A 13,505-nucleotide genomic window follows, 5' to 3' on the forward strand; every position below is an offset into this window, starting at 1 on the left:
ACCATCCATGCCAATGAGGTGATTTAAATGCTGTCCAAAAATCGTGCGTTATTCGCTATGCTGACGCTCGCTCTTATCGTGGTTGGTTGCAGTTCGCAACCAGCATCTGCGCCTGTGGCCGTGCCAGCTGAAACTACTGCCGCAACACCTACTGCAGCACCAGCACCAACAACTGTGCCTGCGCAAGAAACATTGCTTGTTACTCACTCTAAGAGTGATTATATGTCATTTCTTGACCCTGCTGCAGGGCAATTTGCAAAGCTGACGGTTGGCAAGGCGCCTTTTGCCATTGCCATAGGTCCTAATCATCGCGCCTATATATCCACCGCGGAAGGTGTCGCTGTCGTGGATACGCAGCAGCGCAAACGTATTGCGTTAGTACCTTATCAGGCCGCAGACGCTATTGGCAAGCCGCAATACGGTGAGTACCGTCCCGGTGGAATGGGAATTGCCGTATCCCCTGACGGCAAATTTGTCTATGTCGGCGTGTACTTGACCGGTCGCGGCGGAGGTGTGAAAAGCCAACTGGAGATCATGAACGCGGAGAAGCTCGCTATGACAGGCAGTGTCGCTGTAGGCGTTCGACCGTTTGATGTGGTGACTAGCCCAGACGGACGCGAGGTCTACAGCATCGATCACGACTCCTACTCCGTGACGGCTGTCGATCCTGTGCAGCTCAAGGCACGCACCCTTGACGTGGCTCCCTTCGGCAAAGGCGGCTTCGAGAAGCCGCACTACGCGGCGGTTCGTGCCGACGGCCGCCTGCTCTTGCCGTATCAAGGGCGAGGTCTCGTCGTGCTCGACCCTGCTAGCGGCAAGTACGAGATGAAGCCGCTGACGGGCAACACGCATCAAGAGGGCGTGGCCCTGACGGCCGATGGCAAGCAGCTGCTCATCGTCGGCATTGGCGCAGCGGGAAGTGCTACCGGCAAGCCTAACTTGACTGTGGTTGACGTCGAATCGTATGTCGAGAAGATTTTCCCGCTGGAGCGTATGCACCAAATGGTCGCCACTAGTGCGGATGGACGGTACGCTTACCTTACAGGCGGCGTCACTTATGCAGATACTGGCTGGAATGGGATGACTGTGGTGGATCTGGTCTCTGGCGCAGTTCGCGACTTCGAGCTGCCAGATTATCCACTGGATGTGCAGCTGCTTTCGGAGTGAAATGAATTGGCTAGATCGGAGTTGAACGATGAAATACCGTATCACAGATGCTGAGTGCGCCTATTGGTGGGTTTCTCTTCTTGTAAACTAGCTAATCTTTCGGGTGAGACGGCCTAATCGGCCCTCTCGGCCACATCTAGCTGCTTTTCACGCGATGAGACACGGCACCGCCTACTCGGAAGGGAACTACAGGGCGCTATTTCTTCGAAGCGCCCCTTTCCGCGAGGAGCGAGAGAACTGTGGTCCGCTATTTGCACGCTTTCGAAGGGAACCCGGGGAATTGCGGGCAAATAAGGGCCTGCAGTTCCCCTACAGGCTCCAAAACCTCGATATTCGCCGAAATAGCGGAACAAAGTTCCCCAAGGGGGCCACTTGGCACCCCCAAACAATAAAATACCCCTCATCTGATAAACATCAGACAAGGGGGATTTCAACAATCACTCCTGCTTCGCCATGTAACCTACCCCCGGGTAGGTTACGATTAGCTCCGCAGCAGCGCCTTCCGCTGCGCTTTTGATCTTCTGCCGGATGCGGGCGATGGTAACCCGCAAGTACTCGACCTCATCGCGGTATTCGCTTCCCCAAACCTCGCTGAGCAGTTGCTCATGGGTCATGACTTTCCCCGCATGCTGCAAAAGCAGTGCAAATAAGTTGTACTCGGTCTCCGTGAACTTCACCTCGGTATCGCCCAGCCAGATGCGGCGCTGGGCAAGGTTCGCGGTCACAGGGCCGAGCGTGATTTCGCTCGTGGTGACTGGAGGTGCCATGCGGCCATCCATGCGCCGCAGCACAGCATTCACTCGGGCGAATAACTCGTCCAAGGAGAATGGCTTCGTCAAATAGTCGTCCGCTCCGAGGTTGAGCCCCTGCACTTTGTCCGCTCCGTTGCTGCGTGCGGTCAGCATAATGACCGGGACGCTGGAGTAGGAGCGCAGCCTTTTTAATACATCGAATCCGTCCATGCCTGGCATCATCAGATCAAGCAAGATTAAATCCGGATCGAACTCTTCGGCTTTCTCGAGCGCCTCTGCCCCGCTTTGACAGGTTAGCGTTTCAAAATCCAACGATTTAAGATTCGCCGCGACGAAACGCACAATTTTCGGTTCATCATCGACGATCATGATTTTCTTCTTGTTCATGTCCGTTATCCCCCCCTAAAAACCTCGGTATGGAGAGAGTAAATGTGCTTCCCTCACCAAGCTGGCTTGCCACATGAACCTCTCCGCCGTGCGCATGCATGATGCCCTTGCAGATCGCCAGACCCAGACCTGTCCCCCCGGATTGACTTCTCGAAGAAACATCTACCCGGTAGAACCGGTCAAAGAGTTTGTCAATGTGCTCCTCAGCGATGCCGATGCCGTTATCCTTCACGTCTATCATCACAAAATGCTCATCAGCACGAGCTGTAACTTGGATAATCGGGTGCTGCCTATTATACCGAACAGCATTCGTGAACAAGTTCACGAGCACCTGCTCCATCCGCAGTTTATCTGCATAAATGAATGGTGTATCCTCCGCCACATGCACCTCGAACTGCGTGTGCATGTCATTCGCCTGCTGCGGAAGTCTTCGCATGGCACTTTCGACAACGGCTTCCACACGAAGGGGCTGCGGGTTGATCCGCATGGCGCCGGAATCGATTTTGGAAATATCCAGCCAGTCGTCGATCAGATCCTGAATGCGCCCGATATCCTCGTGTATCCCTTGGAGCAGCTCCTGCTTGAAGCTTTCTTCCCACTGCGCATCAACTCGAAGCAGCGTCTCTACGCTGCCGCGTATGCTGGTGATGGGTGTTTTGAACTCATGGGAGGCGAGTGAGATTAGATCATTTTTCAAAGCATCGATTTCATGCTCCTTCGTCATATCACGCCACACATAACCACGGCCAAAAACCCGCCCTTCTCTCGCCACCTGAAAAGCCGAAACCATCATAAAACGTTCTTTGCCCAGACCGCTTTTCACTGTAAAAGTCCCCTGAACCCTCGGCCCCGCTGTCAATTTCTCCAGTTCATCCTGACGTTCAGGAAGCAGCAGTGCGATATGTTCGAACAACGCCGATTCCTGCATACTTGCCAGTTGAGGCATCGGAATAGCGAAAATTTCAGCCATCCGATGATTGGCATACACCACTTGATGTTCCATATCGATCAATACGACGGCATCGGACATGCTCTCCAGCACCGCATTTAAAGTCGCATGCTCGTCCTGCAGCCGCTGGGTTCTCTCCTCGACACGATCCTCCAGCTCACTGTTGAGCTGAAGCAGTGCGCCTTGATTCTCCTTGATCTGCTCCGCCATCTTGAAGAAATGGTCCGCCAGTAGTTGCAGCTCCAGCGGCGCTCCTTTCGGAACGACTTTGCCGCCTGGCTCCATGAAAGTGCCGCCTGCCAAACGCTGCGTGTATCCGACCAAAGCGTGAATAGTACCATTCAACCTTTTGGCCAAAAAACTGCCCAGCAGCACCGTCAAAATCAGCGTAACCACCAATAGCAAAAGGGTAATGCTCAGCGATTCGGTAAAAGCGGCATTAACCGCAGCTTTGGACTTGCTCACCCAAACGATCCAATCGATATCGGGGATGGCTTTGTAAGTAATCAGCTCTTTTTGCTTAGAGTTGCTTAGTTCGTAAGTTCCTTCCCCTTGCTTCTGAACCCGTGCGTCTGCAACGACTGGCTCCTGAGATAAATCCGCCAACTTATCAGTCAACGCGCCATTGGGGTGATAGATGGGCTTGCCAGCATGATCCAGTACAACTGGATACGCTTCTTTGCCATAATCGTATTTCGTCACAAGCTCCTTGATCGGCGTAAGCTCCAACACAGCGAGCACGAAGCCATCAGGCTGCTTATTTCCTTTATAGATGGGTACCGCAATCGCAACAGCCGGTTGATTCAACCCCTCAAGACCAATGAAAAGTGACGAGATAATCGTATGTTGGGCGGTTTGCACCCGCTTGGTGTAGTCCCGCTCCTTCACATCAATACCTATCAGCGAATCATTCGCTGTGTTATGTGTAGCCTTAATCATGCTATTAGGATCAACCACATAAATGCCTGAGAAGCCCGCCAAATTCTGCTGCAACGACTGCAGCTTCAACGTCAAGCTCTCCCGTGTCCGAAAGGCTGCATCTGAGGCTGAAATCGTGGCGGCCAGCGTTTCAACTGCGTTGCGGTGGTAGTACATATAATCCTGCACGGCGTCACCCAGCCGGTAAGTCGTCAACTGCTGATTCCGATTGGACTCCTGCGTAATATGTGTGATTTGGGAAACCTGAAAGGAGCCAAGAATCAGGATCGGAATCATCGCCATAATGGCAAACGTTACTGTCAAATGTGATCGCATGGAATAATGCTTCAAAACCGTTCCCCCGCCCTTCATTGATCTCTTCTATTTTATCATTAGAAAAAATGTAATGAAAATGAAATGTGTTTTTCATCTGCTTTTAATGAACTAGGCCTATAATAAGTCTCAACCCCCCTTTAAAATATATATACTTAGACCCGCAGCCCGTTGCTGTGGGTCTCTTTTTTTACCCATGAGGTGCTTGGATCCCAGGGGCGACCTTGCTATAATGTATAGATACTAAACAAAAAGGGCGGCTAAACCATGGATAAGGATCTCCTCATCACGTACAAATTTCGCGAAATCAAGAATGCTCTCTCTTCCTATTTGACGCAAGTGCTCCCCCCTTTTCACATTTCACCGATCATGATGTATGCGCTCGAGTTTCTGCGCAAGCATCCCGATTGCATCGCTGTTGATATTGCGAATGAATTCGGGCTGACCCGTGGAGCGATTACGCAGCTGCTGGATAAATTGGAAGAGCAGGAGCTTGTGATTCGCAAGCCCCATCCTACTAGCCGCAGAAGCCTGTTGCTGCAAGTTACGGATAAAGGAAATGCGCTTATAAACGACATCCTAGAGGCGTATAATAACAAAATTGAACAGCTCTTCACCCCTTATACCGAAGATGAGCTAACGCAGCTCAAGAAGCTTTTGGAGAAGCTGCCGTTATAGCACGAAGATCCCGACCTTACCCGCGTTGGGATTTTTTAATGACTTGACTATTCTGTTGAATTAACATACTGTATAGTTATTAAACAGTTTATAACATTAACATTTGGAGTGATTAACTATGAGCAAAAGCAAAGTTATCGCGATTACTGGCGCATCATCAGGCATTGGTCTAGCGACGGCCCTGAAATTTGCAGAATTAGGCTGGACGGTTTATGCGGGAACGCGAAATGTCGAGCGTGATCAGGAGCAGCATGGGCAGCATGCGAATCTTCATTTTTTGGAGATGGAAGTAACCAGCCCTGAGTCGCTGGAGAAAGCTTTTGCTGTGATTGACAATCATCACGGTTACTTGGACGTTCTGTTCTGTAATGCTGGTTTTGGTTATTTAAGAGCATTAGGACAAGCGGCGATGGAAGATATTCATCGTGTATTTGATACGAATGTTTATGGGGTTATGCATACGATTCGCGCTGGACTGCCGCTTTTGCGTAAATCGGATGCCGGACATTTAGTAGCAACAACAAGCGTTGGCGGTCTAGTTGGACAACCCTTCAATGAAATTTACTGCTCGGCTAAATTTGCCGTTGAAGGCTTATTAGAAAGCTTAGCTACTTACTACAAGCCTACGTTCAACATAGATGTAACGCTGCTTGAGCCTGGTGCGATTGCAACTAATTTTAACCAGACAGTCCTTGGGCATGTTCAACAAACCGGAGGCATTCTGGAGGATGAATATAAGCCGATTATCACGCAGTATTTGGACGCTTTCTCCAAGCGGAACTCCGTGCCTCAAACGTCAGAATCGGTTGCCGAAGTCATGGTGCAGCTGATGGACATGGAGCCTAAACCGCTGCGTATTCGCACTTCGGAGCGCGCGGAAGCTTTTGTACAATATAAAGTAAGCCAAGATCCAACCGGTTTGGATGGTATGCTGAACACACGTAAGCTGCATTTGGATTTATAAAAAAAATCAGGACCCGCCCTAACCGTTCAACGGATCAGGCAGGTCCTTTTCTTTTTGCACCTTTTACACATGCGCAATAAGCTGGCCTTCTTTGACGACAACATCATAGGCGGTTAGGCTCTTGGTCGGCACGTTCAGACATGCCCCAGAGTGGAGATCAAACGTCCAGCCGTGCATCGAACATACGAATTCCCCCTTTTCAGCCTCCACAATAGCGCCCGCATGCGGGCATCGGCTTGACACGAGTCGGTATGTAAGTTGATCCTCGGCTTGTATTAACCAATACAAGTTTTTATCGAATACGACTTCTGCGGGCAGCTTGGTGAAGCTTTCCTCTGGCCCTAGCAGGATTTCTTTCATGTTGACACCCCCTATTTATTCTATTCCAGCATATAGTTTACTACATTTTCGACCTTACATTTAACACCACGTTGGACGAAATCCAACAAACTGGCCGATAAGCGGCAAAATCCCGCTTCCCATTGGATGATTTCCAATGGGATCACCTGATTTCTCGTGAACTCGCCCCCTTTTATGCCTATTTGGTTGGAAAACGTCCAATGAAACCCATGACACCCACGCTCGCTCCACCTCAAATCTCCGGCAATCATCCAATCACACACATAATTTCCCACAATGTTACGATAGGATGTCCATAATCTTACGGTACATTTAGGTTGTAAGGGAGAGACACTCACCTACATACCCCAAAATTGAGAGGAGTTTTCTACAATGAAAACACAATGGAAACGTCGCGCAGGTCAAGCTAGTCTGCTAGCTTTAATGGTAACAATGGCTTTCGGAGCTGTCGGTGGCGCATCAGCGGCTGACGCTACTACAAAGGAGAGCCAACCAAGCATCTCAGTCACATCGGCAACTCCAGTGATGGCAACCAGCGGATTTCAGCTGCACACAAGCTCAGCCAGCCTATTGCTGCAACCAGCTCATGAGCGCAACTATTTGAAGCTGCTAGTGAGCACTTACGCTCCAAATAGCTTGGCTGAATGGAAGCAAGCCTTAGAAGATCGGAAACAAGCTGAGAGCGAGATGCCGAAGCCTACATTTGCCAAAACGATGGTGATCAAAGGCTCAACTGCTGCACTGTCGACTTCACCAGGTACTTTTGAAAATAAAATCTTCAAACTTGATCCTGCACAGCCGGCTACAACTTTACCTGATGGCGAGGCCGTTCAACTAGTTCCAAGCAAAGAAGTAAAGACGTTTACTATTATGAAAGACGGTGCGGACGCTACAGCCACCATCCAAGCACTTCCACTTGAGGGAAAGGCTATCTCTGGTGATATAATTAAGGCTGAACCATCCGAAGCGTTCAAACGCCAACAAAAGCTAGCCGAAGCTGTTGAAGCTGACGATGCTGCTGCCATCCAAAGCCTGCTGCCTGAGCTGCTCACGGATTACAAAAAAGAAACTGAATCTCTCCGCAACCTTGCAAAAACAATGAAAGATCAGGCTGCAAAAGATGAGGCTGCTACAGAAGAGAAAGCTGAAGAAGCTAAATAATTTTCTATAAAGATAATAGATATAAGAGCTAGTTGACCTTCCGGTGGACCGAACGCAAAATTTTGCGAACGGCTCCACCTTTTCCCCATCGCTGCGTAGAAAGAAGGAGAAACCTATATGTATCGCATTTATTTAGTAGAAGATGAAGAGCATCTGAGAGGCGTTCTTGCTGCCTATTTGGAGAAAGAGGGGTGGCAAGTGCGTTCGTTCGCTGACGGAACCTCGGCAAGATCCGCCATATCCGAGCGGCCGGACTTGTGGGTCCTCGATATCATGCTCCCCGGCGTAGACGGCTATCAGCTCATGCGCGAGATTAAGGCGGATCAGCCCGCGCAGCCCGTCATTTTCATATCAGCGCGAGACGCGGATATCGACCGGATCATTGGCCTAGAAATGGGGAGCGATGACTACTTGGCTAAGCCTTTTCTACCTCGCGAGCTCGTCATTCGCACTCGCAAGCTGCTCGAACGCGTATACAGCGGGCATCCTGCCGGCATGATACCAGCAGGGCTGGAACGCCGCACGAAGCTGAATATAGCTCCCTATCTGATCGATGAGCAAGCGCGCACCGTAACAGCAGAGGATGGCACTAAGCTGGAGCTTACCTCCAAGGAATTTGAGCTGCTGCTTTATTTAGTGGGCCATCATGGGCAGGTGCTAGAGCGTGAGCAAGTGCTCCGGGCTGTTTGGGGGATCGACTACTTCGGAACCGACCGGGTCGTAGATGATTTGGTACGAAGACTTCGCCGCAAGCTGCCGGAGCTGCGTGTAGAAACCGTATACGGATACGGATATAGGATGGTGAAAGCATGACGCTTCGAATAGGACAATGGCCGCTTGCTATGAAACTTTGGGGAGCATTCGCGGCTTTAACGCTGCTTATTTTCACGCTGCTTGCCGTTCTGCTGCCTTGGACGTTGAAGGGATTTTTCACAGAACAGCTGTACGATATTCTACTAGATACACAGAGTGGGCTTCGGATGGAAGCAACGGCGTTGACATCGCCTTCCCTAACCATGGCTACAAAAGGGATAACCGGGGTACAAGCACAAATCATGACAGATATAAAAACATTAACACCTGCCGACAAGCAACCCCTCAGTCTTTCTACAGTTGATGCTTTACCGGCAACAGGAGCGGTGGCGCTACAACCTAGTAGCACGATCATCTCCAGCGTCCCTCTGGAAGCCTCAATTGCAACGAAGGTGATGTCTCCCTTCACAGCTACTTTGAGCGCGCCGGCCATCCGGCATTTTACGATTATCGGAACCCAAGAGACTCAGACGCTTAACAAGGCTTTCACCAGCGGGGAGCCCTTCATACAAGCCATGGAGCAGGATGCTTATGCCCAAAAGCTGCCCGTTGCCAAGTATACAACCAGCATTGATAAGAAAAGTATCTTTTATGTCATTCGAAAAGAGATCGTCCAGGGCCAGCCCGGCTTTATTGTGTCTTATGCCTGGGGCAATTACCGCAACGACCTAGTCATGACCATGTTTGGCAGACTGATGCTGATGATGGTTGGCCTCATCGTGATTTCATGGCTGCCCTGCCTCATCATCGCCCGCTACTTCACACGTCCACTCGTGCAGATGGAACGCCACGTTGGACGCATGGCAGAGCGCGATTGGCATGATCCGATTGAAACTGGGCGCAAGGATGAGGTAGGACGGCTAGCCAAAGCCATTGAGGCGATGCGGCAGCGGCTCGTGCGACAGGACCGGGCGCAGCAATTCTTCCTGCAGCATACTTCTCACGAGCTGAAAACCCCAGTCATGGTTATCCGCAGCTATGCGCAGTCCATTCTCGATGGGGTTTTCCCAAAAGGAACCCTAAACGAAAGCTTAGGCGTTATTCTGAAGGAAGGCGAGCGACTTGAGAAGCGTATTCGCGACCTACTGCTGCTCAACAAGCTGAATTACGTCACCGCTCGCGAGAAGCCATTCCGCCCTTTCGAGCTGCACGAGGTCATCGAAGATGTGGTTGAACGGCTGCGCTATCGCCGGCCAGAAATCGAGTGGGAGATGGAGCTCCCCCCTGCCACCTTGCATGGGGATCCTGACCAATGGAAGATTGCGTTGGAGAATATGCTCGATAACCAGCTCCGCTATGCCAAAAGCGGGATCCGAGTTATCCTCTCGGCACCAGCTAGTGGCGGGGGCAAGCAAGCTGCAGCTCATTTCTCACAGCTGCAGATCAGTAACGATGGTCCGCCGCTCGATCAGGCGATCGCGGACAGCCTCTTTGAGCCCTTCCGCTCTGGCGGGGACGGCCAGTTCGGGCTCGGTCTTGCCATCGTGAAGCAGATCATGGATCATCACGGTGTGACCGTGCGTGCCGCCAATGAGCGGGACGGGGTTTCATTTTATCTTGAGCCTGGAGAAGCGGCGCAAAAAGATGGGAAGCTCAAGGTGCCGAAGGTTTCGTGAGGCACCTTGGGGTACACAAAAGGCTGCCCTGATAGTAGAACAATCTACTTTCAGGGCAGCCTTATTTATTTTTATGCCGCTGCTTTGTTCTGATTACGGCTCATGACCCACAGGGTCAGCCAAATCACGATGAAACCAGCGAGCTGGCCTACGGTTAGCTTTTGACCAAATACGAGCCAGTTCACACAGATACCAACAGCCGGGAAGGCCAACTCAGCCAACGTTGCGAAGAACGCCTTGGTCGAGGTCAGCCCCTTATAATAGAGGAGCATCGAGAGCAAGCCCGGGAAAAACGCCTGGAACAGCAGGTTTACAGCCATAAGTGTCAGAGCGCCGCTAGTTCCGGTTACGTGCCAAGCATCGCCGCTAGCAATCAGGACAACCGTCAGTAAGGGGATGGCGAGCAGGAACCGCAACGAAGTAACGAGGGGGAAATCCAGCTTTTTCTGCAATAAGAACTTGCCCATCACGGTCGAGCCGCCCCATAATCCAGCTGCAAGGATCGAGAATAAGCAGCTTATCGTCCCCAAATCTTTGAGACCCATCTCTGGTGATGAAAAGCCGAACGTAAGCAAATACGTACCCAGCAGTGCCACGGCAATATAGGCAAAAAATTTAGAAGGCAGTGTTTCTTTGAGCATCACGCGAGCCAAAATAATAGCGAATAAGGGCTGTAATTTCTGTAAAAGCAATATCGCGTTCGCATTGCCGTGCGAGAATGCAGCTGTAAACAAGATAGTCGCAATCGCCGATCCGCCCCATGAGATGAACAGCAAAGCGCCGATAACGCCTAGCGACAGCTTGCCGATCAAGCTTTTTCGATACTTCACGAGTATCGGCAGCGCGTAGCAGGCAAGTAGCAAATGCTCAATAAACACGATTTGCGCTGAGGTAAAGCTCTTTAACAATAAGATCCTGAAGAGTGGGTCGAGTCCCCAGAGCGTAGCTCCGAGTGCTACATACCAAACCCCACTGATACCGCCTGAGCGCGTTGAAACCACATTCGCACCCTTTGTTCCTAGCTTGAATACATTTTCCAATTCAAAAACCTCCCACAATTGAGAGACTTTGAGCTTAGCTCAAAGATCCCTGTATGATGTTTTGAATTGAACCTTCTGAAAGAGACAATGCCCCCGCTCTTATACGCAGCGGGGGCATTGACAAACAGACCTGCCAAAACCTAAGTTTTTGACAAGCTGTCATTCACCTTCTCCCATCCGGACTATAACCGTCGGCCTTGGATTCTCACCAAGTCAGTCCCCGCCTGCCTAACAGGCCGGGAGTCGCGGGCTTGAGATACATTGGCTTGTATCCTCACCGCCGGTAGGGGATTTCACCCTGCCCCGAAGATTCAATATTCAATTTTGTGTCCCGCAAGTGTCCTGCCTAGAGGTCACTTACAAAACATAAGTAACATTATTTATGAATCTTAGCACCATCAAATGAAAAAAGCAAGAATTTTTCATCCCCGCTTTAGCTAAAAAATTCCTGCTCGTTTTCCGATATATAATCTGTTAACTAATCATTCACACGAAGGAGGAGACTCATGGACATCCCTGCGATTTCAATGTCCGTAGCTCAGAGCGGCTTAGCTCAAGCCGTACAACTACGGGTACTTAGCATGGCTAAAGATCAATCCACACAACAAGGTCAACAAATGGTTCAAATGATGCAACAAAGCGTTCAACCAAATTTAGGTGGAAATCTAGACATTAGAGGTTAGTTTTACCTATCGAAGAAGGAGAGTTAGTGATTCATTCTCCTTCTTTTTTCTTGAAATTGTTTACTTCATTTTAGAAATCGGGATATGGAAGTATAGAATCAAGAAGGCAACTCCCACAAAACATAGCAACCACGCCCATAACGGCCTCGCAAAATGCAGACTCAGCCCAATGAACATGAACACCCAGACAGCCGATGACCACCAAAAATTCCAGTCATTATGATACGAAAGCAGTTCTACTAGCAGGAACACTCCTTCAATACAGGTAAATATAGCCGACCAAATGGCGATATAAATGGCCTGTTTCAACGGATGCGACTTAAAGGGATATCTGGACAGGTACACCAATACAATGCAGGGAAGATTCGTAAAAGCAATCATGAAATCTGCGATTGTATGATTAGGTGTTACCGCGGTTTTATGAAATACCCAAAGCGAATAATTATAACTTAGAAGGCTAACCAGAAAATCCACGCAGATGGCAAAAAGCATAGTTGGATAATAGATCTTCCAATTTCTCCAATCCCCGAAAAACCAAGCTGCAATCAAGCATAACAACGCCATGACTACAGGCAAATATGAAGCAATCAACGCTGTTATGTGACCCATTACTTAGCTCCATTCCATCAAACTTGCCCTGCTAATATCCAACAAGCAATCCTCTGGTTATTATTTCTATAAAAGTTGATTCGTATGAAACAAACGGCAATTAACTAATAATCCTGCGTATTTACGCCGTTTTTCGTCTTAGCATCAGTTGTCTCAAGCTGTCCAGATTCGCGCAAATCGTTCCAGCGATGACAGTAACCACGCCCACAGCCGTAACCCAAGTGATTGTTTCCCCATAAAATAGGACACCAACGGCTAGGGCAATCAGCGGAGAAATGTACAGCCATGTAGCTGGAAAAACCGGATTCGTTTTCGCCACTAACCAATAGAACAGACTGTGTCCCACCATGGAGCCAATCACGATTAAATAGAGCAGCGAGCCGGCCGCTTTTGGAGAGAATAGACTTTGAACTTCCACATGCTCGGTAAAAAATGAAAGAACCAGGAGCAGCAACCCTCCGCAGATCATCTGTGCCGCGTTCAGCGCAATCGGCGATGCCTCTGGGAATTGTTGAATGACTTTCTTGGAATATAGGGCTCCCATGCAATAGAACAGTTCTCCGACCAGAATCGCCACGCTCCCGATCACCCAAACGAGGTTCGCGGATACGGCAAGTTGTGGCAGCAAAAGGATGATAATCCCTGCAAAGCCGAGTATGCTGCCAAATACCGAGAGCGTTGTCGCCTTCAGACGCAAAACGAACGTTTGCAGCACGAGAATCATAATCGGTCCAGTAGCTGATAACACGGCCGCAATCCCGGAAGACACGTATTGCTCCGCCCAATACAAGGTTGAGAATGTGCCGAACGTGAGACCAATGCCCGTAAACAACATCTCTTTGCGAAATAAAAGAGCTAGGGTAGCCTTTTTCCGCCATAGCAACCAACCGAATAAAAGCAAACCTGCAATGAAGAACCTCAAGCCTGCAGAGAAAAATGGCGGTGCCGAGGCATCTACCCCTACCTTGATCGCCAGAAATGTCGTACCAAAAATTAGACATACTAGTAAATAATTAAAAATAATCATACCTGTTCCCCCCTTGGTATGTATCATACTAGGTAAGTAACAGAACAG

The 13,505-nt window shown here is 49.8% G+C and carries 13 protein-coding genes and 1 riboswitch; of the genes, 7 read left to right on the forward strand and 6 right to left on the reverse strand.

Annotated elements, in window-relative coordinates; translation table 11 throughout:
- Nucleotides 1-27 precede the first annotated feature (27 nt).
- Complete coding sequence (locus tag GQF01_RS17960) at nt 28-1,167, forward strand: YncE family protein (RefSeq protein WP_161408086.1); 1,140 nt, start codon at nt 28-30, stop codon at nt 1,165-1,167.
- Between the two features lie 437 nt (nt 1,168-1,604).
- Here the strand turns inward: GQF01_RS17960 and GQF01_RS17965 are convergent, their stop codons facing one another.
- Both GQF01_RS17965 and GQF01_RS17970 read right to left on the reverse strand, forming a co-directional pair.
- Nucleotides 1,605-2,306 carry a response regulator transcription factor gene (locus GQF01_RS17965; RefSeq protein ID WP_161408087.1) on the reverse strand — a complete coding sequence of 234 codons (702 nt, stop codon included), beginning with the start codon at nt 2,304-2,306 and terminating at the stop codon, nt 1,605-1,607.
- A complete protein-coding gene (locus GQF01_RS17970) occupies nt 2,275-4,509 on the reverse strand; it encodes a sensor histidine kinase (RefSeq protein ID WP_161408088.1) in 2,235 nt (744 codons plus the stop codon). Before GQF01_RS17970 ends, GQF01_RS17965 begins: the two co-directional genes overlap by 32 nt.
- Before the next feature lie 264 nt (nt 4,510-4,773).
- On the opposite strand from GQF01_RS17970, the gene GQF01_RS17975 reads away from it, so the two are divergent.
- Nucleotides 4,774-5,184, forward strand: coding sequence for a MarR family winged helix-turn-helix transcriptional regulator (locus GQF01_RS17975; protein ID WP_161408089.1), 411 nt, complete (start codon nt 4,774-4,776; stop codon nt 5,182-5,184).
- Between the two features lie 118 nt (nt 5,185-5,302).
- The gene (locus GQF01_RS17980; RefSeq protein ID WP_161408090.1) at nt 5,303-6,148 is read left to right on the forward strand and encodes an SDR family oxidoreductase; all 846 of its coding nucleotides are present in this window, start codon (nt 5,303-5,305) and stop codon (nt 6,146-6,148) included.
- Nucleotides 6,149-6,211: 63 nt separating this feature from the next.
- Here GQF01_RS17980 and GQF01_RS17985 read toward each other — a convergent pair whose 3' ends face one another.
- On the reverse strand, nt 6,212-6,508 hold the full coding sequence (locus GQF01_RS17985; protein ID WP_161408091.1) for a Rieske (2Fe-2S) protein: 297 nt from the start codon (nt 6,506-6,508) through the stop codon (nt 6,212-6,214).
- Between the two features lie 372 nt (nt 6,509-6,880).
- Between GQF01_RS17985 and GQF01_RS17990 the strand changes: the two genes are divergently transcribed.
- The 3 genes from GQF01_RS17990 to GQF01_RS18000 all read left to right on the forward strand — a co-directional run bounded on the left by GQF01_RS17990 (nt 6,881) and on the right by GQF01_RS18000 (nt 10,098).
- On the forward strand, nt 6,881-7,669 hold the full coding sequence (locus GQF01_RS17990) for a hypothetical protein (RefSeq protein ID WP_161408092.1): 789 nt from the start codon (nt 6,881-6,883) through the stop codon (nt 7,667-7,669).
- Nucleotides 7,670-7,786: 117 nt separating this feature from the next.
- On the forward strand, nt 7,787-8,482 hold the full coding sequence (locus GQF01_RS17995; protein ID WP_161408093.1) for a response regulator transcription factor: 696 nt from the start codon (nt 7,787-7,789) through the stop codon (nt 8,480-8,482).
- Nucleotides 8,479-10,098: a HAMP domain-containing sensor histidine kinase gene (locus GQF01_RS18000; RefSeq protein WP_161408094.1), complete on the forward strand. Its 1,620-nt coding sequence runs from the start codon at nt 8,479-8,481 to the stop codon at nt 10,096-10,098. The genes GQF01_RS17995 and GQF01_RS18000 overlap by 4 nt, the downstream gene beginning before the upstream one ends.
- A 71-nt stretch (nt 10,099-10,169) precedes the next feature.
- Here GQF01_RS18000 and GQF01_RS18005 read toward each other — a convergent pair whose 3' ends face one another.
- Nucleotides 10,170-11,138: a DMT family transporter gene (locus GQF01_RS18005; protein ID WP_161408095.1), complete on the reverse strand. Its 969-nt coding sequence runs from the start codon at nt 11,136-11,138 to the stop codon at nt 10,170-10,172.
- A 161-nt stretch (nt 11,139-11,299) separates the two neighbouring features.
- A riboswitch (FMN riboswitch) is annotated at nt 11,300-11,453 on the reverse strand.
- 191 nt (nt 11,454-11,644) lie between these two features.
- On the opposite strand from GQF01_RS18005, the gene GQF01_RS18010 reads away from it, so the two are divergent.
- Nucleotides 11,645-11,821: a YjfB family protein gene (locus GQF01_RS18010; protein WP_161408096.1), complete on the forward strand. Its 177-nt coding sequence runs from the start codon at nt 11,645-11,647 to the stop codon at nt 11,819-11,821.
- Nucleotides 11,822-11,881: 60 nt separating this feature from the next.
- Here GQF01_RS18010 and GQF01_RS18015 read toward each other — a convergent pair whose 3' ends face one another.
- Complete coding sequence (locus GQF01_RS18015; RefSeq protein ID WP_235959885.1) at nt 11,882-12,412, reverse strand: CBO0543 family protein; 531 nt, start codon at nt 12,410-12,412, stop codon at nt 11,882-11,884.
- Nucleotides 12,413-12,551: 139 nt separating this feature from the next.
- A complete protein-coding gene (locus tag GQF01_RS18020; protein ID WP_161408098.1) occupies nt 12,552-13,457 on the reverse strand; it encodes a DMT family transporter in 906 nt (301 codons plus the stop codon).
- Nucleotides 13,458-13,505 lie beyond the last annotated feature (48 nt).

This window comes from Paenibacillus silvestris, from assembly GCF_009882985.1.
GTDB lineage: Bacteria > Bacillota > Bacilli > Paenibacillales > NBRC-103111 > Paenibacillus_E > Paenibacillus_E silvestris.